This window comes from Luteimonas terrae (assembly GCF_031457535.1).
Lineage (GTDB): Bacteria > Pseudomonadota > Gammaproteobacteria > Xanthomonadales > Xanthomonadaceae > Luteimonas > Luteimonas terrae_A.
The window spans coordinates 179,452-201,449 of the sequence record NZ_JAVDWO010000007.1; the positions used below are offsets into that span (position 1 = coordinate 179,452).

The 21,998-nt window shown below is 67.3% G+C and carries 21 protein-coding genes and 2 tRNA genes; 14 read left to right on the forward strand and 9 right to left on the reverse strand.

Annotated elements, in window-relative coordinates:
• Window position 1 precedes the first annotated feature (1 nt).
• Genes J2W68_RS10115 through J2W68_RS10125 form a run of 3 tightly spaced genes read left to right on the forward strand, consistent with a single transcriptional unit; the run spans window position 2 to window position 3,752 of the window.
• Complete coding sequence (locus J2W68_RS10115; RefSeq protein ID WP_310235330.1) at window positions 2–790, forward strand: enoyl-CoA hydratase/isomerase family protein; 789 nt, start codon at window positions 2–4, stop codon at window positions 788–790.
• Window positions 787–2,853: an acetyl/propionyl/methylcrotonyl-CoA carboxylase subunit alpha gene (locus tag J2W68_RS10120; RefSeq protein WP_310235332.1), complete on the forward strand. Its 2,067-nt coding sequence runs from the start codon at window positions 787–789 to the stop codon at window positions 2,851–2,853. Before J2W68_RS10115 ends, J2W68_RS10120 begins: the two co-directional genes overlap by 4 nt.
• Complete coding sequence (locus tag J2W68_RS10125) at window positions 2,850–3,752, forward strand: hydroxymethylglutaryl-CoA lyase (protein ID WP_310235334.1); 903 nt, start codon at window positions 2,850–2,852, stop codon at window positions 3,750–3,752. The genes J2W68_RS10120 and J2W68_RS10125 overlap by 4 nt, the downstream gene beginning before the upstream one ends.
• 33 nt (window positions 3,753–3,785) lie before the next feature.
• On the opposite strand, the gene J2W68_RS10130 is transcribed toward J2W68_RS10125, so the two are convergent.
• The 6 genes from J2W68_RS10130 to J2W68_RS10155 form a co-directional block, all read right to left on the reverse strand.
• A complete protein-coding gene (locus J2W68_RS10130) occupies window positions 3,786–4,202 on the reverse strand; it encodes an H-NS histone family protein (RefSeq protein WP_310235337.1) in 417 nt (138 codons plus the stop codon).
• Between the two features lie 253 nt (window positions 4,203–4,455).
• On the reverse strand, window positions 4,456–5,553 hold the full coding sequence (locus J2W68_RS10135) for a branched-chain amino acid aminotransferase (protein WP_310235339.1): 1,098 nt from the start codon (window positions 5,551–5,553) through the stop codon (window positions 4,456–4,458).
• A gap of 11 nt (window positions 5,554–5,564) precedes the next feature.
• Entirely contained in the window at window positions 5,565–6,971 is a 1,407-nt protein-coding gene (lpdA, locus tag J2W68_RS10140) for a dihydrolipoyl dehydrogenase (RefSeq protein WP_310235341.1), read from the reverse strand.
• A 3-nt stretch (window positions 6,972–6,974) separates the two neighbouring features.
• Complete coding sequence (locus J2W68_RS10145; protein ID WP_310235345.1) at window positions 6,975–8,315, reverse strand: dihydrolipoamide acetyltransferase family protein; 1,341 nt, start codon at window positions 8,313–8,315, stop codon at window positions 6,975–6,977.
• 3 nt (window positions 8,316–8,318) lie between these two features.
• The gene (locus J2W68_RS10150; RefSeq protein ID WP_310235346.1) at window positions 8,319–9,356 is read right to left on the reverse strand and encodes an alpha-ketoacid dehydrogenase subunit beta; all 1,038 of its coding nucleotides are present in this window, start codon (window positions 9,354–9,356) and stop codon (window positions 8,319–8,321) included.
• A 2-nt stretch (window positions 9,357–9,358) separates the two neighbouring features.
• The gene (locus tag J2W68_RS10155) at window positions 9,359–10,609 is read right to left on the reverse strand and encodes a thiamine pyrophosphate-dependent enzyme (RefSeq protein ID WP_310235349.1); all 1,251 of its coding nucleotides are present in this window, start codon (window positions 10,607–10,609) and stop codon (window positions 9,359–9,361) included.
• A 327-nt stretch (window positions 10,610–10,936) separates the two neighbouring features.
• Between J2W68_RS10155 and J2W68_RS10160 the strand changes: the two genes are divergently transcribed.
• From J2W68_RS10160 to tadA, 5 genes are all read left to right on the forward strand, one after another.
• Window positions 10,937–11,848 (forward strand): LysR family transcriptional regulator, encoded by a 912-nt coding sequence (locus tag J2W68_RS10160; RefSeq protein ID WP_310235352.1) that lies wholly within the window; start codon window positions 10,937–10,939, stop codon window positions 11,846–11,848.
• 124 nt (window positions 11,849–11,972) lie between these two features.
• Window positions 11,973–12,167 carry a DUF2256 domain-containing protein gene (locus J2W68_RS10165; protein ID WP_310235354.1) on the forward strand — a complete coding sequence of 65 codons (195 nt, stop codon included), beginning with the start codon at window positions 11,973–11,975 and terminating at the stop codon, window positions 12,165–12,167.
• Entirely contained in the window at window positions 12,160–13,710 is a 1,551-nt protein-coding gene (locus J2W68_RS10170; protein WP_310235357.1) for a cryptochrome/photolyase family protein, read from the forward strand. Before J2W68_RS10165 ends, J2W68_RS10170 begins: the two co-directional genes overlap by 8 nt.
• Before the next feature lie 80 nt (window positions 13,711–13,790).
• Window positions 13,791–14,348 carry an NADPH-dependent FMN reductase gene (locus tag J2W68_RS10175; RefSeq protein WP_310235360.1) on the forward strand — a complete coding sequence of 186 codons (558 nt, stop codon included), beginning with the start codon at window positions 13,791–13,793 and terminating at the stop codon, window positions 14,346–14,348.
• Between the two features lie 7 nt (window positions 14,349–14,355).
• Window positions 14,356–14,853, forward strand: a complete 498-nt coding sequence (tadA, locus tag J2W68_RS10180) for a tRNA adenosine(34) deaminase TadA (RefSeq protein ID WP_310235362.1) — start codon at window positions 14,356–14,358, stop codon at window positions 14,851–14,853.
• A gap of 225 nt (window positions 14,854–15,078) precedes the next feature.
• On the opposite strand, the gene J2W68_RS10185 is transcribed toward tadA, so the two are convergent.
• Window positions 15,079–15,564, reverse strand: coding sequence for a DUF2721 domain-containing protein (locus J2W68_RS10185; RefSeq protein ID WP_310235365.1), 486 nt, complete (start codon window positions 15,562–15,564; stop codon window positions 15,079–15,081).
• Between the two features lie 82 nt (window positions 15,565–15,646).
• Here J2W68_RS10185 and orn point away from each other — a divergent pair, with 82 nt between their 5' ends.
• Window positions 15,647–16,216 (forward strand): oligoribonuclease, encoded by a 570-nt coding sequence (orn, locus tag J2W68_RS10190; protein WP_310235368.1) that lies wholly within the window; start codon window positions 15,647–15,649, stop codon window positions 16,214–16,216.
• A 33-nt stretch (window positions 16,217–16,249) separates the two neighbouring features.
• On the opposite strand, the gene J2W68_RS10195 is transcribed toward orn, so the two are convergent.
• Together J2W68_RS10195 and ppsA are read right to left on the reverse strand one after the other, a co-directional pair.
• Entirely contained in the window at window positions 16,250–17,122 is an 873-nt protein-coding gene (locus J2W68_RS10195; RefSeq protein WP_310235371.1) for a mechanosensitive ion channel family protein, read from the reverse strand.
• Between the two features lie 124 nt (window positions 17,123–17,246).
• Window positions 17,247–19,631: a phosphoenolpyruvate synthase gene (gene ppsA / locus J2W68_RS10200; protein ID WP_310235374.1), complete on the reverse strand. Its 2,385-nt coding sequence runs from the start codon at window positions 19,629–19,631 to the stop codon at window positions 17,247–17,249.
• 114 nt (window positions 19,632–19,745) lie between these two features.
• Between ppsA and ppsR the strand changes: the two genes are divergently transcribed.
• The 5 genes from ppsR (at window position 19,746) to J2W68_RS10225 (ending at window position 21,961) form a co-directional block, all read left to right on the forward strand.
• A complete protein-coding gene (gene ppsR / locus J2W68_RS10205) occupies window positions 19,746–20,567 on the forward strand; it encodes a posphoenolpyruvate synthetase regulatory kinase/phosphorylase PpsR (RefSeq protein ID WP_310235377.1) in 822 nt (273 codons plus the stop codon).
• 100 nt (window positions 20,568–20,667) lie between these two features.
• Complete coding sequence (locus J2W68_RS10210) at window positions 20,668–21,177, forward strand: DUF1249 domain-containing protein (protein WP_310235379.1); 510 nt, start codon at window positions 20,668–20,670, stop codon at window positions 21,175–21,177.
• A 95-nt stretch (window positions 21,178–21,272) separates the two neighbouring features.
• Window positions 21,273–21,348, forward strand: a tRNA-Ala gene (locus J2W68_RS10215).
• 51 nt (window positions 21,349–21,399) lie between these two features.
• Window positions 21,400–21,475 (forward strand) — tRNA-Glu (locus J2W68_RS10220).
• Window positions 21,476–21,577: 102 nt separating this feature from the next.
• Entirely contained in the window at window positions 21,578–21,961 is a 384-nt protein-coding gene (locus J2W68_RS10225; protein WP_310235383.1) for a CopL family metal-binding regulatory protein, read from the forward strand.
• Window positions 21,962–21,998 lie beyond the last annotated feature (37 nt).

Genomic DNA, 21,998 nt, shown 5'->3' on the forward strand with positions numbered 1-21,998 from the left:
AATGACCGACACACCGAACATCGGGATCGAACGCAACGGCGCCGTGGCGACCTTGTGGATGGATCGCCCCGAGCGGCACAACGCGTTCGACGAACACCTGATCGATGCGATCGATCGCGGCCTGCAGACGCTCGGCGCCGACGACGCCGTGCGCGTCGTCGTTCTGGCCGGTCGCGGCCGCAGTTTTTCCGCCGGCGCCGATCTCGACTGGATGCGTCGCGCGGCCGACTACGACGTGGCCCGCAACCGCGACGAAGCCGAAGCACTGGCGCGCATGCTGCGACGCCTGGCGGAACTGCCGAAGCCGACGATCGCACGCGTGCATGGCGCGGCGATCGGTGGCGGACTGGGCCTGGTCGCCGCCTGCGACATCGCGGTCGCAAGCGAGAAAGCGGTGTTCGCGACGTCCGAGGTCAAGTTCGGGCTGATTCCCGCGACGATCGGCCCGTACGTGCTGCGCGCGATCGGCCCGCGCCAGGCCGCGCGCTATTTCCTGACCGCTGAACTGATCTCGCCGGCAAAGGCGTACGAGATCGGACTGGTGCATGAGGTCGTCGCCGAAGACGCACTCGACGCCACGATCGACACTCTGGTGCAGGCGCTGGCGCAGGGCGGACCGAATGCACAGGCCGAATCCAAGCGACTGATCCGCGATCTCGATGGCCAGACCATCGGCGATGCGTTGATCGCCGACACCGCCGCGCGCATCGCCGACATCCGCGCTACCGACGAAGCCCGCACGCGCCTGGATGCGTTCCTGTCTGCGCGCCGCGCAAAGGACGCCCGATGACCACTGGAATTTCCGAAGGCGCGCTGTTCGACACGGTGCTGATCGCCAATCGCGGCGAGATCGCGTGCCGCATCATCGCGACCTGTCGCCGGCTCGGCATCCGCACCGTGGCGGTGTACTCCGACGCCGATCGCAATGCGCGCCATGTGCGTCTGGCGGATGAAGCCGTGCACATCGGCCCGTCCGCGGCGCGCGAAAGCTATCTGCGCGCCGACAAGCTGCTCGATGCCGCACGCCGCACCGGTGCGCAGGCGATCCATCCCGGCTACGGCTTCCTGTCCGAGAACGCGGCGTTCGCGCAGGCCTGCGCCGATGCCGGCGTGGTCTTCATCGGCCCGAAGCCGTCTTCGATCCAGGCGATGGGCGACAAGCGCGAAGCCAAGGCGCTGATGCAGGCCGCCGGTGTGCCGGTGACGCCGGGCTACCACGGCGACAACCAGGATTCCGCGTTCCTGCAGCAGCAGGCCGACGAGATCCGCTACCCGGTACTGATCAAGGCCAGCGCCGGCGGTGGCGGCAAGGGCATGCGTCTGGTCGAGAAGAGCGAAGACTTCGCCCCGGCGCTGCTGTCGTGCCAGCGCGAGGCCGAGAGTTCCTTCGGCGATGCGCGCGTGCTGATCGAGCGCTACATCGTGCGGCCGCGCCATGTGGAGATGCAGGTCTTCGGCGACAGCCACGGCAATGTGGTGCATCTGTTCGAGCGCGACTGCTCGGTGCAGCGTCGTCATCAGAAAGTGCTGGAAGAAGCGCCCGCGCCCGAACTGAGCGACGCGCAGCGCGAGGCGATGGCGCAGGCTGCCGTCGCCGCCGCGCGCGCAGTGGATTACATCGGCGCCGGCACGATCGAGTTCATCGTGGGCGAGGGCGGCGATTTCCATTTCATGGAAATGAACACCCGGCTGCAGGTCGAACACCCGGTCACCGAACTGGTCACCGGTATCGACCTCGTCGAATGGCAGTTGCGCGCAGCGGCCGGTCAGGCGCTGCCGCTGCGTCAGGACCAGATCCACCATCGCGGCCACGCGATCGAAGCGCGTCTGTATGCCGAAGACGCATTGAAAGGATTTCTGCCCTCGACCGGCACGCTGCAGGTCATGCAGTTTCCGGAAGCGAGCGCGCATGTGCGCATCGACACCGGCGTGGAGCAGGGCGACGCGATCAGCCCGTGGTACGACCCGATGATCGCCAAGCTGATCGTCTGGGACGAGGACCGTCCGCGTGCGCTGCAGCGGTTGCGCCAGACCATCGATGCGGTGCGCGTCGTCGGCGTCACGACCAATGCGGTATTCCTCGGCCGCCTCGCGCGCCAAGCGGATTTCTCCGCGGCGCGTCTGGATACCGGGCTCGTCGCCCGCGAGATCGACACGCTGCTGGCGCCGTTGCCCGAGGCCGACGATGCAGCGTGGATGCTGGCCGCGCTCGGATTCTGGGCGCAGTCCCAGTCGGCAAAAGACGACGCGACTTCCAACCCCTCTCCCTCCGTGAGAGGGGCAGGGGTGAGGGTCGCTTCTCCGTGGACCATCGCCGACGGCTGGCGCCTGGACACCCACGCCGCACGCTTCATCGAGTTGTCGGCGAACGGACAGACCCGCCGGGTCGCCGTGCGCCAGGAGCACGACGGCTTGCGCATCGGCTTCGACGGCGAGGCGGCCAGCCCTGTCAGTTTCCAATGGCGCGCACCGACGCTGACCGCCGCCCTCGACGGCGTGCGTCGCAACGTCGACGTGCTGGTGCAGGGCAGTCAGGTGGTGCTGTATCGCGGCGAAGACCGCTTCGTGTTTGAACACGTCGATCCACTGCATCGACACGCGGGCGCGGAAGCGCACGCCGGCGCCGTGATCGCGCCGATGCCGGGCCGCATCGTCGAACTGCTGGCGCCGGTCGGCACGCCGATTACCAAAGGCACGCCGCTGCTGGTGATGGAAGCCATGAAGATGGAACACACGCTGCAGGCGCCGCACGACGGCGTGGTCAAGGCATTTCTCGCGAAGCAGGGCGATCTGGTCGCCGATGGCGCCGTGCTGGTCGATTTCGTCGATGGCGATGCGGAGGACGCGACATGAGCGATTTCGTCCGCGTCGTCGAAGTGGGCCCGCGCGACGGCCTGCAGAACGAGAAGACGCTGGTGCCGGCCGCGACCAAGATCGCGTTGATCGACCGGCTGTCCGCCTGCGGTTTCCAGGTCGTCGAAGCCACGAGCTTCGTCAGCCCGAAGTGGGTGCCGCAGCTGGCCGATGCCGAAGAGGTGCTCGCCGGCATCCAGCGCCGTGACGGCATCGCCTATCCGGTGCTGGTGCCGAACGCGAAAGGTCTGGAGCGGGCGCTGGCCGCCGGCGTTCGCCACATCGCGGTGTTCACCGCGGCCTCGGACGCGTTCAATCTCAAGAACACCAATATCGACGTCGACGGCTCGCTGGAACGGCTGAAGCCCGTCGTCGAACAGGCACGCGCTGCGGGTGTCTCGGTGCGCGGTTACGTGTCCACCGTGCTGGGTTGCCCCTATCAAGGTCACGTGCCACTCGGCGACGTGGTGCGCGTTGCAAGCGCGCTGCATGCGATGGGCTGCGACGAGATCTCGCTCGGCGACACCATCGGCGTCGGCACCCCGGCCAACGCCCGCGAGATGCTGCTGGCCTGCGCGCAGACCGTGTCGATGGCGCAGCTCGCCGTGCACTTCCACGACACCTACGGTCAGGCGCTGGCGAACGTGCTGGCTTGTCTCGAAGCCGGCGTACGCGTGGTCGACAGCGCGGTCGGCGGACTCGGCGGCTGCCCGTACGCGAAGGGCGCAAGCGGCAACCTCGCCACCGAGGATCTGCTGTACATGCTCGAAGGCCTTGGGCTGCGGACCGGTATCGATCTGCCGGCCGTGACCGATACCGCGGTGTGGATCAGCAGCGAGCTCGGGCGCAAGCCGGCCAGCAAGCTGGCGACGGTGGCGTTGGCGAACGCGGCGGCCTGATCCGATCGGCCTGCCGCGGCACGTCGCCGGGGGTCAGCCCTGCTTGTAGACGGTCCGCTGTCCGATCGGACTGCTTTTCTTCGCAGTCGGTCGGGCGAGGCCCGGGATGAGGAAGTCCGCTGCGCTCTGGCCACGCTTCGTCTTCTCTGCGAGCCAGCGCGGCATCCGGCCACGGCCGGACCAGGTGTTCCGCCTGTTCTGCGGATCGCGATACTTCGCCGTCGCTTTCGCGCGCTTCTGCTTCTTCGCGGGCCTGCGGGTGGCGGTCGCCGGCGACGCGACGTCGATGAGTTCGTCGATCGCATACCCCTGCGACTCGGCGTACGCGATCAGTGCGGTGCGCACGACGGCGGCGGGTCGACGGCGGGCCAGTACCGTTTTCCGTCGCTCGGCAGCGGCCAGCAGTGCATCGAGTTCGCGAAGGGTGAGTGCATCGACATCGATCTTCATGCCGGCGAGCCTCGGGCCGCCCCGTCGCGCTGTCAACACATGATTCGCGCGGAAGCGGCGATGCACGACATCCGCGATCCTGTACCCGGCTGGATTGCCTGCGCGAGCCGGGCTTCGACCGCGCTCCGAAGCCCTGCGTCGCGATCGCGCCGGTCAGCGTGGGCAGCTTGGGAGCGCGCCCGGGTGGCGCCCGCACCGCACAGAAAGACGGCCCGCAATGCGGGCCGTTTTCGTCACACCAGTGCGCGATGGATCAGACCAGTCGCGTCAGCCAGCCATGCCGGTCCGGCGCGCGGCCGTACTGGATGTCGAGCAGATCCTTGCGGATCGCCATCGTGATCTCGCCCGGCTGCGCGTCCGCATCGCCGACGCTGAAATCGTGGCCCTTGAGTACACCGATCGGCGAGATGCTGGCCGCCGTGCCGCAGGCGAAGACCTCGGCGATCTCGCCCGAGCGCACGCCTTCGATCCACTCGGCGATCTCGACGCGGCGCTCGGTCACGGTGTGGCCGCGATCGCGCAGCAGCTGGATCACGCTGTCGCGGGTGATGCCCTCGAGGATGCTGCCGGTCAGCGACGGGGTGATGACGCTGCCGTCCTTCTGCACGAGGAACACGTTCATGCCGCCGAGTTCTTCGACGTACGTGTTGGTTTCCGCGTCGAGGAACAGCACCTGCGCGCAGCCGTTCTCGACGGCCTCGCGCTGCGGCAGCAGCGACGACGCGTAGTTGCCGCCGCACTTGGCCGAACCGGTACCACCGCGGCCTGCGCGTGCGTAGTCGCGCGAGAGCCAGATCGAGACCGGCTTGATGCCGCCCTTGAAGTAGGCGCCAGCGGGGCTGGCGATCACGTAGTAGGCCACGCGGCGCGCGGGGCGCACACCGAGGAAATCCTCGTTGGCGATCATGAAGGGCCGGATGTACAGGCTCGACTCGCCGCCACCCGGCACCCAGGCTTCATCGGTCTTGACCAGCTGCTTGATCGACTCGACGAACAGGTCCACCGGCAGTTCCGGCAGCGCCATGCGGCGGGCCGAATGCTGCAGGCGACGGCCGTTGGACTCCGGACGGAAGGTCCACACCGAACCGTCGGCATGCCGGAACGCCTTCATACCTTCGAAGATTTCCTGGCCGTAATGCAGCACCGCGGCGGCGGGCGAGAACGTCAGCGGGCCGTAGGGCCGCACATGCGCGTCGTGCCAGCCATCTTCGACGGTCCAGTCGATGGCGACCATGTGGTCGGTGAAATGCACGCCGAAACCGGGATCGGCGAGGATCTTCTCGCGATCGGCCTGCGCGCGCGCCTGCTGAGAAGGGACGTGGCGGAAGGTGGGGAACGTGGCGTCAGTCATGCGCGGGACACTCAGATGTGCAAGGCGTGGCCGAGTGCGCGGAGTGCGGCTTCCTGCACGGCTTCGCCCAGCGTCGGGTGAGGGTGGATGGTACCGGCGATGTCTTCGAGCGTCGCGCCCATCTCGATGGACTGCACGAACGCAATCGACAGTTCCGACACCTGCACGCCGACCGCCTGCCAACCGAGAATGCGGTGATCGTTCGCGCGCGCGACCACGCGCACGAAGCCGTCCGTCGATTCCAGCGACATCGCGCGGCCGTTGGCCGCGAACGGAAACATCGAGGTCTTGATCTCGATGCCCTGTGCCTTGGCTTCGTCCGGCGACAGGCCGACGACGACGACTTCCGGATCAGTGAAGCACACCGCCGGAATCGCTGCCGGCATGAAGTGGCGCTTCTTGCCGCTGACCACTTCGGCCACCAGTTCGCCCTGCGCCATCGCGCGATGCGCGAGCATCGGTTCGCCGGCGACATCGCCGATCGCCCAGACGTTGCGCATCGAGGTCTTGCACTGGTCGTCGATCTTGATCGCCTTGCCGGCGAGATCGAGACCCAGCGATTCGAGGTTGAAGCCATCGGTCTTCGGGCGACGGCCCACCGCGACGAGGATCTGGTCGGCATCGAGGGCCAGCTCGTTGCCGTCCGGATCGCGCACGCGCAGCGCGCCGCCATCGCTCAGGCCGAGCACGCTGTGGCTGGTCAGCACCTTGACGCCCGCTTTCTGCAGGTGGGTGGCGACCGGCTTGGTCAGCTCAGCGTCGTAGGCCGGCAGGATGCGGTCCTGCGCTTCGACCACGGTGACTTCGCAGCCGAGCTTGCGGTAGGCGGTGCCGAGTTCCAGGCCGATGTAGCCGCCACCGACGACGATCAGATGCTTCGGCAGCGCGGTCGGCGACAGCGCCTCGGTCGAGGAGATCACCTTGCCGCCGAACGGCAGGAACGGCAGCTCGACGACGTCCGAACCCGTCGCCAGCAACAGGTGCTCGCACTTGATGCGCAGCGCGCCGCCGTCTTCACCGGCGCCCGCGACTTCGACGGTCTTGCCGTCGACGATCGTCGCCCAGCCCTTGATCAGCTGCGCGCCGTTTTTCTTCAGCAGTGCGCTGACGCCACCGGTGAGCTTCTTGACGATGCCGGCCTTCCACTCGACGGTCTTGGCCAGATCCAGCGCCGGCGCCTGCACGCTGATGCCGAGCGGGGACGTGCCGGCCGCATAGCTCGCGACCTTGGCGAATTCCTCGGCGGCATGGATCAGCGCCTTGGACGGAATGCAGCCGATGTTGAGGCAGGTGCCGCCCGGATTGACGCCTTCGACGACGATGGTCTTGACGCCGAGCTGGCCGGCGCGGATGCCGGCGATGTAACCGCCGGGGCCGCCGCCGATGACCAGCAGCTGGGTTTCAATGGTGTTGGACATCGATTACTCCACGAACAGCAGTGCAGGGGTTTCCAGGCGCTGACGGATCGCCTGCACGAATTCGGCCGCGTCCATGCCGTCGACGATGCGATGGTCGAACGAGGACGAGAGGTTCATCAGCTTGCGCGCGACGACCTGGCCTTCGCGGAACATCGGGCGTTCGATGATGCGGTTGACGCCGACGATCGCCACTTCCGGGTGGTTGATGATCGGCGTCGACACGACGCCGCCGACCGGGCCGAGGCTGCTGATGGTGATGGTCGAACCGGACAGTTCATCGCGGGTCGCCTTGCCTTCGCGCACGGCGGCAGCGAGACGGCCGATCTCGGCCGCGGTCTGCCACAGGTCCAGCGATTCGGCATGCGCGATCACCGGTACCGACAGGCCCACCGCGCTCTGCGTCGCGATGCCGAGCTGCACGCCCTCGTAGCGGGTGACGATGTTGGCTTCGTCATCGAAGCGGGCGTTCATCTGCGGGAAGTCGCGTGCCGCGAGCACCACCGCGCGTGCCAGCAAGGGCAGCAGGGTCAGCTTGCCGCGCGTCTTGCCCCAGCGGTCGTTGAGCTTGGCGCGCAGCGCCTCGACCTCGGTGACGTCGATTTCTTCCACGTAGGTGATGTGCGGAATGTTCGACCACGACTGCTGCATCTTCTGCGCGATCTTGCGGCGCAGGCCCATGATCGGCACCTGCTCTTCGCCGGTGCGACGCGCATAGCTGCTGCCGCCCGCGCCACCGCCGACCGGCTGCGCCTTGCCGCCGGCTTCGGCGTAGGCATCGAGATCGGCGTGCAGGATGCGACCACCCGGACCGGTCGCCGGCACGTAACGCAGCTCGATGCCCAGATCCCAGGCACGACGACGCACGGCAGGCGACGCCAGCGGCTGTTCGCCGGCAGCGAGCACGCTGTTGGTGACTGCGCCGCGCGTATCGGACTTTGCCGCCGGTGCAGGTGCTGCGGTTTTCGCAGGTGCAGCAGCCGGCTTCGGCTCGGGCGCTGGTGCAGGCTTAGACGCCTCGACCTTCGGCGGTTCGGTCTTCGCTTCGGCAGGCTTGGCGGCGGCCGGCTCCGGCTCGGCCGCACCGGCCTTCAGATTGCCGGCGCCCTCGACTTCGAGGCGGATCAGTTCACTACCGACGGCCATCATCTCGCCGGGCTTGCCGCCCAGCGAGACGACCGTGCCTGCGACGGGCGAGGGGATCTCGACCATGGCCTTGTCGGTCATGACCTCGGCCACGATCTGGTCCTCGGCGACCTGACCGCCGACTTCGACCTTCCAGGCGATCACTTCGACTTCGGCGATGCCTTCGCCGATGTCCGGCATCTTGATGACGTGATGTCCCATGGCTCAGTCCTCCAGCACGCGCTGCAACGCTTCGATGACCCGGGCCGGGCCCGGGAAGTAGTCCCATTCCTGCGCATGCGGGTAGGGGGTGTCCCAGCCGGTGACGCGTTCGACCGGTGCCTGCAGGTGATAGAAGCAGTGCTCCTGCACCAGCGCGACCAGCTCGGCGCCGAAGCCGCAGGTGCGCGTGGCCTCGTGCAACACGATGCAGCGGCCGGTCTTCTTGACCGACTCGGTGATCGCGTCGAGATCCAGCGGCCACAGGCTGCGCAGGTCGATGACCTCAGCGTCGATGCCGGCGTCTTCGGCCGCGGCCTGCGCCACCCACACGGTGGTGCCGTAGGTCAGGATCGTGACCGCCTTGCCTTCGCGGACGATGGCCGCCTTGTCCAGCGGCACGCTGTAGTACCCCTCGGGCACGAGGTTGTCGGCGTGCTTGGACCACGCCGTGACCGGACGGTCGTGGTGGCCGTCGAACGGGCCGTTGTAGAGGCGCTTGGGCTCGAGGAAGATCACCGGATCGTCGTTCTCGATCGAGGCGATCAGCAGGCCCTTGGCGTCATAGGGATTGGACGGCATCACCGTGCGCAGGCCGGCCACGTGGGCGAAGATCGCCTCCGGGCTCTGGCTGTGCGTCTGGCCGCCGTAGATGCCGCCGCCGCAGGGCGTACGGAACACCAGCGACGAGGTGAACATGCCGCCCGAGCGATAACGCAGGCGCGCGGCCTCGGACACGATCTGGTCGTAGGCCGGATAGATGTAGTCGGCGAACTGGATTTCCGCGACCGGGCGCAGGCCGTAGGCGGCCATGCCGATCGCCGCGCCGGCGATGCCGCTTTCGGAGATCGGCGCGTCGAACACGCGCTGCTTGCCGTACTTCGCCTGCAGGCCGTCGGTGCAGCGGAACACGCCGCCGAAGTAGCCCACGTCCTCGCCGAACACGACGACGTTGTCGTCGCGCTCGAGCATCACGTCCATCGCCGAGCGCAGCGCCTGGATCATCGTCATCGGCGATCCGCCGTTGTTCTGGGTTTCGCTCATGATCAGACTCCCAACTGCTGGCGCTGGCGACGCAGATGGTCGGGCAGCTCTTTGTAGACGTCGTTGAACATGTCGGCCGCACCGGGACGGTTGTCGCTGCCGAGCAGGCCGTGGGTTTCCGCTTCCTTCAACGCACGCGAGACTTCGGCGTCGAGTTCGGCGCGCACTGTCTCGTGCTGCTCGTCGCTCCACAGGCCGCGCTTGACCAGATGGGCCTTGAGGCGGTCGATCGGATCACCGAGCGGGAAGTGCTGGGCGTCGTCGGCCGGGCGGTACTTGGACGGATCGTCCGAGGTCGAGTGCGGACCGGCGCGGTAGGTCACCCATTCGATCATCGTCGAGCCCAGGTTGCTGCGCGCACGCTCGGCCGCCCAGCGCGAGGCGGCATAGACGGCGAGCAGGTCGTTGCCGTCCACGCGCAGCGACGGAATGCCGTACGCGGCGCCGCGCGCGGCGAAGGTGGTGTTCTCGCCACCGGCGATCGCCTGGAACGTCGAGATCGCCCACTGGTTGTTGACCACGTTGAGGATCACCGGCGCGCGATAGACGTGCGCGAAGACGAGCGCGGCATGGAAATCGCCTTCGGCCGTCGCGCCGTCGCCGACCCACGCGGTCGCGATCTTGGTGTCGCCCTTGATCGCCGAGGCCATCGCCCAGCCCACGGCCTGGATGTACTGGGTGGTCAGGTTGCCGGAGATCGAGAAGAAGCCGGCGTCCTTGTACGAATACATGATCGGCAGCTGGCGGCCCTTCAGCGGGTCGGCGGCGTTCGACAGGATCTGGCACATCATGCTGACCAGCGGCACGTCCTTGACGATCAGGATGCCCTGCTGGCGATAGGTCGGGAACTGCATGTCGCCGTCGCGCAGCGCCAGCGTCTGGCCGACCGCGATGGCTTCCTCGCCCGTGCACTGGATGTAGAACGAGGTCTTCTTCTGGCGTTGCGCGATCAGCATGCGCGCGTCGAACGCGCGGGTCTTGAGCATCGCGTGCATCGCGCGCAGCAGCACCTCGTCGTCGATGTCGGCGGCCCACGGACCGACGGCGTCGCCGTTGTCGTCGAGCACGCGGATCAGCTGCCGGGTCATCGGCATGGTCTGCTGGGCGGTCACGTCCAGCGCGGGCTTGTCGACGCTGCCGGCCGGGGTGAGCTGCAGATAGGAAAAGTCGGTGGCCTGGCCTGGACGGGCACTCGGCTCGGGCACGTGCAACCGCAAGGGTTCGGTCGCGGCCGGATTCTGGGATGTGGACATGTCAGGGGCCTCGCTGGGCATGGGTCATGGAGCTGCAGGCATGCCGGCGGCGGGGGGCGCAGGCGATGGCGGTACGGACGGGTTCCGGAGCGGACGGCGTCGAGGCGGCACGCGCGGCATGCGCGCGCGGGGGCGGACTGGACGGGGCACAGTGCAAGAACGCTTCTCCCGGTCTGACGGGCGTCGGCCCGTGGCTTCGAGGCGGGGTGGAGCGTGACGCAGTCCGCCAGAGGTGAAGTCTAAAGGCGGGGACGAATATCGTAAATTTGTTTAATTGACTATGAGGTATCGTTTAATCAGATACCGAAAGTCCAATGGAGGTGCGCCGTGCAGATCCCCGCCAACATGTCGCTGCGCCAGCTCCGCTACTTCGCCGAAGCGGCGGAGCTGGGGCAGTTCTCGCAGGCCGCGCGCAAGCTGCACGTCTCGCAGTCGGTCATCACCACCGCGGTCGCCCAGCTGGAGACCCTGCTGGGTCTCCGCCTGTTCGACCGGATGCCGCACGGCGTGGCGCTGACGGCGGAAGGCCATCGCTTCCACCAGCACGTGCGCCACATCCTCGACACCCTGCAGGACGCGCTCAGCGAGCCGATGTTCCTGGCCAACACCCTGGCCGGCACCGTACGGGTGGGGGCGTCCTACACCGTGCTGGGCTACTTCCTGCCCAGCCTGCTGGCCCGGTTCAAGCGCTCCTACCCGCTGGTGGAGATCGACCTGATCGACATGGACCGGGTCGAGATCGAACGCGGCGTGGCCGAGGGCGCGCTCGACTTTGGCCTCTGCATCATCTCCAACATGGTCGAACCCTACACCCTGAAGCGGCAGTTGCTGATCCGCTCGCGCCGGCAGTTGTGGCTGGCCGAGTCGCACCCGCTTGCCGCATTGCCGGTGATCGGGCTGGCCGATGTGGCGGAACATCCCTACATCATGCTGAAGGTGGACGAGGGCGAAGCCTCGGCGCTGCGCTACTGGCAGTCGATACAGCGCGAGCCCAACGTCGCCTTCCGCACCTCGTCGCTGGAAGCGCTGCGCGGCCTGGTGGCCTACGGCTTCGGGGTGAGCATCCTGTCGGACATGGTCTATCGGCCGTGGTCTCTGGAAGGGCGGCGGATCGACGTGCGGACGCTGGACGACGCGATCCCGCCGATGGAAGTCGGTCTGGTCTGGCGGCCGGACGACGCCCTGTCCACGCCGGCGGAGGCGTTGCACCAGTTCCTGGTATTCGCATGCGGCGCCTGAGCACGCATGGCGCCGCTGCCCGCAGCGGCGGCGCGGCGTTCGCGCGTTCGGCGCCCGGCCAATCGCAGGCGCAGCGACGCGGCTCCGGATCATCGCGTCGCTGCACGGACAGGGCAGGGTAGCGATGCCACGCAAGCGCAATGGCGAGTTCGCCGGCAACAAGGCCTATCTGCCCAGCAAGCCCTGCGCGGTCTGCGGGCGCACGATGACCTGGCGCCGTGCCTGGGCGAAGACCTGGGACGAGGTGCGTTACTGCTCGGAACGCTGCCGGCGCAACAAGCACGCTGCAACCACGCCGGAGACATCCCGCGATGTCTGAGTTCCGGGTGCGCCATCTCATCGTCGTGCTCGGCGACCAGCTCGATCCGTCCGCGGCCGCATTCGACGGCTGTGATCCGGCATGCGATGTCGTCTGGATGGCGGAGGTCGCCGAAGAATCCACGCACGTGTGGTCGACGAAGATGCGGACCGCGCTGTTCCTGAGCGCGATGCGGCACTTCGCGCAGGACCGGCGTGCCGACGGCTGGACGGTCGACTACCGCACGCTCGACGATCCGGGGAATCGCGGCGCCCTCGGCGCGGAACTGGCCGCGGCGATCGCCCGCCTGCGGCCGCAGACGGTGCGGATGACCGCGCCGGGCGACTGGCGCGTGCTGCAGGCGATCCGCGACGCGACCTCGGCCGCGGGCGTCCAACTGGTCATCGAAGCCGACCGGCACTTCTATTGCGACGTCCGCGCATTCGCCGCGTGGGCGCGTGGGCAGCCCGCACTCCGGCTCGAAACCTTCTACCGGCACATGCGCCACACGCATCGCGTGCTGATGGACGGCGACGCGCCCGCAGGCGACCGCTGGAACTTCGACACCGACAACCGCGCGCCATTCGAGGCGCAGGGCCCGGGCGCCGTGCCCGGACCACCGCAGGTGGAACCCGATGCGATCACGCGCGAGGTGCTCGATCTGGTGCGCACGCGCCTCACCGATCACCCCGGCAGTCTGGATGCGTTCGCCTGGCCGGTCACCCGGGCGCAGGCGCTGCACGCGCTCGAGCGCTTCATCGACGAGCGCCTGCCGGCCTTCGGCCGCTGGCAGGACGCGCTGTGGCCGGACGCGCCGTGGCTGTGGCATTCGCAGATCGCATCGGCGCTGAATCTCAAGCTGCTGCATCCGAGGGAAGTCGTCGACGCCGCGGAGGCCGCATGGCGGGCGGGCAGGGCGCCGCTGGCGGCGGCCGAGGGCTACATCCGCCAGATCCTCGGCTGGCGCGAATACGTGCGCGGTGTGTACTGGACGCAGATGCCGCGCTACGCCGACACCAACGCGCTGCAGGCGAGCGGCGACCTGCCCGGCTTCTACTGGACGGGCGACACGCCGATGCCGTGCCTGGCCGACGCGCTGCGGCAGACGCTCGACCTCGGCTACGCCCACCACATCCAGCGGCTGATGGTCATCGGCCTGTACGCGCAACTGCTGGGCGTCGAGCCGGCGCAGGTGCACCACTGGTTTCTCGCCGTCTACGTCGATGCGGTGGAATGGGTGGAGATGCCCAACGTGCTCGGCATGAGCCAGTTCGCCGACGGCGGGCTGATGTCCAGCAAGCCCTACATCGCCAGCGGCCGCTACATCGAACGCATGAGTGCCGGCAGTTATTGCCGCCGGTGCCCGTTCGACCCGGGCCAGCGCACCGGCCCGCAGGCCTGCCCGTACACGCGCCTGTACTGGGATTTCATGCTGCGCCACGAAGCGCTGCTGGTCGCCAATCCGCGCACCGCGCAGCAGGTGCGCAGCCTGGAACGTCTCGACGCGACGGAGCGCGCGCTGATCCGCGAGGAGGCCGCGCAATGGCGACGCGATTCGCGTTGAGCCGCGCCGTGCGATCGCGCCTGCGGTAAAGTCGCCGCCGACTGCGGCACAGCGCCGCCAACGCGACGGCGAGGTGCGAATTGGTCAGGATTCTCGGCATTTCCGGCAGCCTGCGCGCGGCCTCCTACAACACCGGCCTGCTGCGCGCCGCGCAGGGATTCGCGTCCGACGAGCTGACGATCGAGACCGCCACGCTGCACGGCATTCCCCTCTACGACGGCGATGTCGAAGCGCGCGACGGCATCCCGGCGGCGGTCGACGCGCTGAAAGCGCAGATCCTCGCGGCCGATGGCCTGTTGCTGGTGACGCCCGAGTACAACAACGGCATCCCCGGCGTGTTCAAGAACGCGATCGACTGGCTGTCGCGCCCGGGCAGCGGCATTCCCGCGTTGTTCGGCGATCGCCCCGTCGCCGTCATCGGCGCATCGCTCGGCGGCTTCGGCACGATTCTGGCGCAGACCGCGTGGCTGCCGGTGCTGCGCACGCTCGGATGCCGGCAGTGGGCGGGCGGTCGACTGCTGGTCTCGCGCGCGGGCCAGGCCTTCAGGGAAGACGGCACGCTGCAGGACGACAAGGTGCGTGCGCAGCTCGGCGCCTTCGTGCAGGGCTTCGCCGCGCATCTCCGCGAGACGCGTTGAGGTGTCGATGTCGTCGCCTGCCATTCCCGAAGCCGAGAACAGCGATGTCGCGTGGATGACGCGTGCCTTGGCCCTGGCCGAGCGCGCGATGCACGAGGACGACGAGATTCCGGTCGGCGCTCTGGTTGTGAGCGCCGATGGCACGGTCATCGGCGAAGGCTGGAACCGCAACATCGCCGAGCATGATCCGAGCGCGCATGCCGAGATCGTCGCGATGCGGCGCGCGGGGACTGCGCTCGGCAATCACCGGCTGATCGGCTGCACGCTGTACGTGACGCTGGAGCCCTGCGCGATGTGCGCGATGGCGATGATCCACGCACGCGTCGCGCGGGTCGTGTTCGGCGCATTCGATCCGAAGACAGGCGCCGCCGGCAGCGTGTTCGATGTGCTCGGCGATACGCGCCACAACCATCGCATCGAGGTCACCGGCGGCGTCCTGGCCGATGTCGCCGGACCGATGCTGACGAACTATTTCCGCCGCAAGCGCGGCCTGCCGCCGCGCTGATCGCTCGCGCCAGATCAACGCGCGTTTTTTTCAGATCGCAGCCAATCAGCACCTCTCCCTCCGGGAGAGAGCCTGCCCCGGACTGGATCCGGGATCGACGCGCGCAGCACTTCGGGTGAGGGCAGGGCATCTCGGGCCAAAAGCTAGAAGAAACCCGCATCCGCCCGTCGTGCGCCTTCTACCCCGGACGTCACGCCGTTCAAGACGGAGAAGGACCACCAAAACTCAGATCAACGGACTGCGCCGGTTCGCCCGGCGATGCGCGTCGTCCATTTCCTCGTTGACCGCATGCACGGCCATCGAAGCCTCGCGCGCCAGCAGCAGGCTGGCCGCGAACATCGCCAGCACGCCGAGGCAGGCGAGCAGGGTCGGCGCCTGTTCGAAGCGGTGGTCGAGCAGGGAATCAGCTGCGACCGTCAGGCTGGTGCCGACGAAGCAGCTGATCGCCACGTACAGCAGCTGGCTGCCGCGCAGGATGATGCGGCTGCGACGACGCTGCAGCGCGATGCGCGCTTCGAGCACGCGACGGTCTTCGGGATCGTTGCCTTCGTCTTCGGCCAGATCACGCAGCAGCGAGCGGGTGCGATCGATGACACGGGCGAGACGCGCATTCGCGGATCCGAGCAGCGAGGCAGTGGCGGTCAGGAAGAACGCCGGGGCGAGCATCGCGGTGAGAATGGCGTAGTGCGTCAAGGCGGGATTGGACAACATCTGGGAAGGGAACACTGCGGACCTGGCGGCAGCGGCGGCTGCGATATCATGCGCCGTCACTCCGCGTAAGGCGAATGCACGCATGAATGCCGACAAGGCCATCGAAGGCAGGCTGATCTGGATCGACCTGGAAATGACCGGTCTGGATACCGACCACGACCGGATCCTCGAGATCGCCACCATCGTCACCGACGCCGAGCTCAACGTCCTCGCCGAAGGCCCGGAGCTGGCGATCGTGCAGCCGCTCGATGTGCTCGAAGCGATGGACGACTGGAACCGCAGCCAGCATCGCCGCTCCGGCCTGTGGCAGCGTTCACTGGAGCAGGGCGTCGGCCTGGCGGAAGCACAGGCGCGCACACTCGAATTCCTGCAGCAGTGGGCCGCGCCGGGCAAGTCGCCGATGTGCGGCAACTCGATCTGCCAGGACCGCCGCTTCCTGCACCGGCAGATGCCGGCGCTGGAGAAGTTCTTCCACTACCGCAATCTCGACGTCAGCACGATCAAGGAACTCGCGCGCCGCTGGGCGCCGCAGGTGCTGGCCGGCTTCACCAAGCATTCGGCGCACACCGCGCTCAGCGATGTGCGCGATTCGATCGATGAGCTCCGCCACTACCGCCGGCACATGGCGGCGCTGGCGTCGCCGACGGTCTGACGGGCAGCGCCACCGGATCAGCCGGACAGGGCGTCAGCGAACGGCGGTGTCTTCGCGCGGTGCAGGCGCCGGGAGCGACGCCCGCTTGCCTTCGCCGTCGTAGAGATACAGGTGGGTATCGCGCTGCGGGTACGGAATGCTGATGCCTGCCGCGTCGTAGGCGGTCTTGATGCGTTCGAGCAGCGTGGTCTTGGTACCGAACCAGTCCGACGACTTCACGAAACAGCGGATCCCCAGGTTCACGGCGTTGTCGCCGAGTTCGTAGACCACCGCATCGGCGCCCGGCTCCTCGAGCACGCGCGCATCGGCGCGCACCTGTTCCAGCGCCACGCTGCGCGCCTGCTCGATGTCGTCGCCATAGCCGATGCCGATCACCAGTTCGACGCGGCGGATGCCCTGTGTCGTCAGGTTGGTGATCACGTCGGAGGTGATCAGGTTGTTGGGAATGGTGTGCAACTGCTTGTCCGCACCTTCCACCACGCTCTGGAAAATGCGCACTTCGCGCACGGTGCCGGTCTGGCCTGCGATCGTCACGACGTCGCCGACATGGAACGGGCGCAGCGTCACCAGCATGACGCCCGAGGCGATGTTGGACAGCGAGTCCTTGAGCGCGAGGCCGATCGCGAGACCGGCGGTGCCGATGACCGCGAGCAGTGGCGCGGTCTGCACACCCAGCGTACCGAGCGCGACCACGACCACGACCACCACGGCGGCGATGTAGGCGATGTTGCGCAGGAAATTGCCCAGCATCGGATCGAAACCGAAGCGGGTGAGGGCGCCAGGCACCATGCCGCTGAGCCGGCGCGCGAGCCACATGCCGACCAGCATCACCGCGGCGGCCTTCAACAGCGTGGGGCCCCACAGGACCAGCAACTGGTTCCAGTGCACGGATTCGAATTGAAACACGCGTTTCCCTCCATTCGGGGTCGGGCGGGCCCGCACACCGCGGCCCTGAAACAGACGAGCCCCGCCGGAGCGGGGCTCGTGGACCGCATCAGACTGGCCGATGCGGCATTAAGTGCATGTCATCTCAGGCAGCGGACTGCTTCGCCTTCGACTTCGCGAGCTTGAGCCAGGTGTCGACGACCGTATCGGGATTGAGCGACACCGACTCGATACCTTCGTCCATCAGCCACTGGGCGAGATCCGGATGGTCGCTCGGCCCCTGGCCGCAGATGCCGATGTACTTGCCCTTGGCGCGCGCGGCCTTGATCGCCATCGACAGCAGCTTCTTGACCGCAGGATCGCGCTCGTCGAACAGATGGGCGACGACCGACGAATCGCGGTCCAGACCCAGGGTGAGCTGGGTCAGATCGTTGGAGCCGATCGAGAAGCCGTCGAAGATGTCGAGGAACTCGTCGGCCATCAGCGCGTTCGACGGCAGCTCGCACATCATGATGATCTTCAGGCCGTTCTCGCCACGCTTGATGCCGTTCTTCTCCAGCACCTCGATGACCCGACGGCCTTCGTCGAGCGTACGCACGAACGGGATCATGACCCAGAGGTTCTCCAGGCCCATGTCGTTGCGGACCTTGAGCACCGCGCGGCATTCGAGCGCGAAGGCCTCGGTGAACGACGGATCGACATAGCGGCTGGCGCCGCGGAAGCCGATCATCGGGTTCTCTTCTTCCGGCTCGTAGCGCTTGCCGCCGATGAGGTTCGCGTACTCGTTGGACTTGAAGTCCGACAGACGCACGATCACCGGGTTCGGCGCGACCGACGCGGTCAGCGTGGCGATGCCTTCAGCCAGACGGTTGACGTAGAAATCGACCGGGCTGCCGTAACCGATGGTCTTGGCGTCGATCTTCTTCTTCGTGTCCGCGTCCTGCTTGTCGTACTCGAGCAGGGCATTGGGATGCACGCCGATGTGCGCGGCGATGATCATCTCCAGACGCGCCAGGCCGATGCCGGCGTTGGGCAACTGGCCGAAGTCGAACGCGCGCTCGGGGTTGGCGACGTTCATCATGATCTTCAGCGGCGCCTCGGGCATCGAGGTCAGATCGGTGGTGATGCGTTCGAATGGCAGGATGCCGCTGTAGATGAAGCCGGTGTCGCCTTCGGCGCAGCTGATCGTGACTTCCTGGCCGTCCTCGATCGTCTCCAGCGCATTGCCGGTGCCGACGACCGCGGGCACGCCGAGTTCGCGGGCGATGATCGCCGCGTGGCAGGTCCGGCCGCCGCGGTTGGTGACGATCGCGGCGGCGCGCTTCATCACCGGCTCCCAGTCGGGATCGGTCATGTCGGCGACCAGTACGTCACCGGGCTGCACGCGGCTCATGTCGTCGAGCGAACGCACCACGCGGGCGACGCCGGCGCCGATCTTCTGGCCGATCGCGCGGCCTTCGCAGACCACCTCGCCACGCTGCTCGAGCGAGAAACGCTCGATCTGGGTGTTCTTGGTGCGCGACTTCACCGTCTCCGGGCGCGCCTGCACGATGAACAGCTTGCCGCTGGCACCGTCCTTCGCCCATTCGATGTCCATCGGGCGCTTGTAGTGCTCCTCGATGATCAGCGCCTGGCGCGAGAGTTCCTGCACGTCCTCGTCGGTGATCGAGAAGGTGTCGCGCAGGTCGGCCGGCGTGTCTTCGATGCGCACGCGCTCGCCGGGTACATCGGAATAGACCATGCGCAGCTGCTTGCTGCCGATGCCGCGACGCAGGATCGCCGGCTTGCCGGCGCGCAGCGTGGGCTTGTAGACGTAGAACTCGTCCGGGTTCACCGCGCCCTGGACGACCATCTCGCCCAGGCCGAAGCTCGAAGTCACGAACACCACGTCGCGGAAGCCGGATTCGGTGTCGAGCGTGAACAGCACGCCGGACGCGCCGATGTCCGAACGCACCATCAGCTGCACGCCCGACGACAGGAACACGTCCTCGTGCTTGAAGCCGTGGTGGACGCGGTAGGCGATTGCGCGGTCGTTGTAGAGCGAGGCGAAGACTTCCTTGACCTTGACCACCACGTCGTCGGCGCCGGTGACGTTGAGAAACGTCTCCTGCTGGCCGGCGAACGAGGCATCGGGCAGATCTTCGGCAGTCGCCGACGAGCGCACCGCCACGGCGATGTCACCGCCGCCGTTTTCCGCTGCCAGCTTGTCGTAGGCGGCGCGGATGTCGGCATCCAGATCGGGCTGCAGCGGCGCGTCGATGACCCAGCTGCGGATTTCCTTGCCGGCTGCGGTCAGCGCGGCGACGTCTTCGACGTCCAGCGGCGCCAGGCGATCGAAGATGCGCTGGTGCAGATCGTTGTGGGCGATGAACGCCTTGAATGCATCCGCCGTGGTGGCGAAACCGCCGGGGACCGACACGCCGAGCTTGGCGAGGTTGCCGATCATCTCGCCGAGGGACGAGTTCTTGCCGCCGACCTGGGCGAGGTCGGACAGGCGCAGGTCATGCAGCCACAGGATGTTGGCGCTCAAGGTGAGACTCCGTGTCGCGTTGATCGAGAAGGAGGTCGGGCAGGCCCGGCATCGAACGGCTATTTTAGCCCTCCCGGGCGCCGCGGCGCTCGTCACGTGACTTCCGGAGCCCGTATGTCCAGTCCCCGCCCGGTGTTCTACGTGTCCGACGGCACGGGCATCACCGCCGAAACCATCGGCCACAGTCTGCTCACCCAGTTCAGCGGCACGCAGTTCAGTACCAATCGGATTCCGTTCGTCGACAATGAGACCCGCGCGCGCGAAGTCGCGGTATTGATCCGTGCGCGTGGCGAGGCGATGGGCGTGCGCCCGATTGTCATCAGCTCCTGCGTCGACACCGGCCTGGCCCTGGTCCTCGGGGAGAGCGGGGCGCTGGTGCTCGACGTGTTCGCGCCGTTCATCGAACCGCTGGAGCGCGAACTGCTGGAGACGCGCGAGTCGCGCGTCGGTCGCGCGCATGGCATGGTCGATTTCGAGACCTACCACCGCCGCATCAACGCGATGAACTTCGCCCTGACCCACGACGACGGCATGGCGACGAACTACGACGAGGCCGATGTGATCCTGGTCGCGGTATCGCGCGCAGGCAAGACGCCGACCTGCGTGTATCTCGCGCTCCATCACGGAGTGCGCGCAGCGAACTACCCGTTGACCGAAGAGGATCTCGAACATGATCGCCTGCCGCCGCGACTGCGCGCGCACCGCGCCAAGCTGTTCGGACTGACGATCGACCCGGTGCGCCTGGCGCAGATCCGTCAGGAACGCCGGCCGAACTCGCGGTACGCGAAGCTGGAGACCTGCAAGCACGAAGTGAGCGCGGCCGAGGCGTTGTTCCGCGCCGAGCGCATGCCGTCGCTGAGCACCACGCACACGTCGATCGAGGAGATCTCGAGCAAGGTGCTGTCGACACTGGGCATCGAGCGCGTGATGTATTGAAGCGGTCGCGCCGGAGATGGGGCCTGCAGGCCCCGAATCCCATCCCAAGCGACTGTGTTCGATCCTGACGGATTCATCGCTGCGGATGTAGCATCGATCCATGGAAAAAGTCCTGACCCGCCGCCGCCCACGCGTCCCTTCGATGGGCCGGTTCGGCTGGCTGATGGCGCTGTATGCGGAGAACCACGAGCGCCTGGTGCGCCTGTTCGATCCCGCGAGCCTCGCACCCGGACGCTTCCGGTCCGACGTGCCAGGCGCGTTGCCGGTGTTTCTCGACGTCATCGAGCAGCATCCGTACACGACGCAACTGCGCCTGAGCTACGCGATGCTCGACCCGGTGACCGGCGAACCGGATCCGTCTGCGCATCTGCGTCTGTACCGGGATGCAGGGCAGGTCGAGGCGACGCATTGCTATGTCGGCCGCCGCTGGCAGGACGTGATCGGCATGTTTCCGCCGCCGGAAGAAGTGGTCGATCACCGCCTGCGCATGAACACCTTCCTCGGAAAATGGCTGCAGTATCTCGACGATCAGGGACATGGGCTTGCAAGCCTGCGTCCAAATCAGGATGATGCGCGGCTCGATCGCAGCGAGGCCGGCGCCACCGGCTGAGACGTTCCCCGGAACGAATCGATGCGAACGAAGGAAGTGCGAAATTCTGTTGACGTTGCCGACACGGAACACTACACTTTCGCGCTCCCAAACGTGGGGCCATAGCTCAGCTGGGAGAGCGCCTGCATGGCATGCAGGAGGTCGGCGGTTCGATCCCGCCTGGCTCCACCACAATTTGTCTGTCGATTAAAGGCCGATCGATAGAATGATGCAGGTTTCTGCGTCCCCATCGTCTAGAGGCCTAGGACACCACCCTTTCACGGTGGACACCGGGGTTCGAATCCCCGTGGGGACGCCACTTTTCAAGCAGACGGGCAGCTCGCAAGGGTTGCACGTTCTGCTATGTGCGGCCGGCCAATGCGCCACGTGGCGCGCAGGCCCGTCGCCGTATACTCCCCGCATGCGTTCTTCCGCGCTCGTGCTGCTGCATCTGTTGCTCGCCGTCCTGCTGGCGTTCGACGGCATGGGCGCCGTATTCGCAGCCGCGGAACCTGCGCAATCGACGTCGCATGCCACGCATGGGGCTTCCGAAACGCCGCCGCCTTGCCATGCGATAGCGTCGGATTCCGCCGCCGCGGCGGCGGACACGCACGAACAACCCACACCCGACAGTTGTTGCGACGGCGGCGACTGCCTCTGTCTGCATGGCTGCGGCAGCGTGTTGCCGGTGGTGCCGCGCATCGCCGCATCCAGTGGCCGTACGGTCGTCGTCGCCCATGTGGCCGAAGATCGCGCCGCGCCGCATCTCGACGATCCCGTCCGACCTCCGATCCACCGCGCCTGATCGCACTCGCTGCCTCGATAGGGGCAGGGCATGGGTC

Excerpts from the sequence above, each read along its gene's own strand:
- J2W68_RS10150 (WP_310235346.1), bottom strand. The coding sequence starts at position 9,356 with ATGAGCGAAACCCAGAACAACGGCGGATCGCCGATGACGATGATCCAG.
- orn (WP_310235368.1), top strand. The coding sequence starts at position 15,647 with ATGAATGCCGACAAGGCCATCGAAGGCAGGCTGATCTGGATCGACCTG.
- J2W68_RS10165 (WP_310235354.1), top strand. The coding sequence starts at position 11,973 with ATGCCACGCAAGCGCAATGGCGAGTTCGCCGGCAACAAGGCCTATCTG.
- ppsR (WP_310235377.1), top strand. The coding sequence starts at position 19,746 with ATGTCCAGTCCCCGCCCGGTGTTCTACGTGTCCGACGGCACGGGCATC.
- J2W68_RS10145 (WP_310235345.1), bottom strand. The coding sequence starts at position 8,315 with ATGGGACATCACGTCATCAAGATGCCGGACATCGGCGAAGGCATCGCC.
- J2W68_RS10120 (WP_310235332.1), top strand. The coding sequence starts at position 787 with ATGACCACTGGAATTTCCGAAGGCGCGCTGTTCGACACGGTGCTGATC.
- J2W68_RS10185 (WP_310235365.1), bottom strand. The coding sequence starts at position 15,564 with ATGTTGTCCAATCCCGCCTTGACGCACTACGCCATTCTCACCGCGATG.
- J2W68_RS10125 (WP_310235334.1), top strand. The coding sequence starts at position 2,850 with ATGAGCGATTTCGTCCGCGTCGTCGAAGTGGGCCCGCGCGACGGCCTG.
- J2W68_RS10130 (WP_310235337.1), bottom strand. The coding sequence starts at position 4,202 with ATGAAGATCGATGTCGATGCACTCACCCTTCGCGAACTCGATGCACTG.
- J2W68_RS10115 (WP_310235330.1), top strand. The coding sequence starts at position 2 with ATGACCGACACACCGAACATCGGGATCGAACGCAACGGCGCCGTGGCG.
- J2W68_RS10210 (WP_310235379.1), top strand. The coding sequence starts at position 20,668 with ATGGAAAAAGTCCTGACCCGCCGCCGCCCACGCGTCCCTTCGATGGGC.
- J2W68_RS10170 (WP_310235357.1), top strand. The coding sequence starts at position 12,160 with ATGTCTGAGTTCCGGGTGCGCCATCTCATCGTCGTGCTCGGCGACCAG.
- lpdA (WP_310235341.1), bottom strand. The coding sequence starts at position 6,971 with ATGTCCAACACCATTGAAACCCAGCTGCTGGTCATCGGCGGCGGCCCC.
- J2W68_RS10155 (WP_310235349.1), bottom strand. The coding sequence starts at position 10,609 with ATGTCCACATCCCAGAATCCGGCCGCGACCGAACCCTTGCGGTTGCAC.
- J2W68_RS10135 (WP_310235339.1), bottom strand. The coding sequence starts at position 5,553 with ATGACTGACGCCACGTTCCCCACCTTCCGCCACGTCCCTTCTCAGCAG.
- J2W68_RS10225 (WP_310235383.1), top strand. The coding sequence starts at position 21,578 with ATGCGTTCTTCCGCGCTCGTGCTGCTGCATCTGTTGCTCGCCGTCCTG.
- tadA (WP_310235362.1), top strand. The coding sequence starts at position 14,356 with ATGTCGTCGCCTGCCATTCCCGAAGCCGAGAACAGCGATGTCGCGTGG.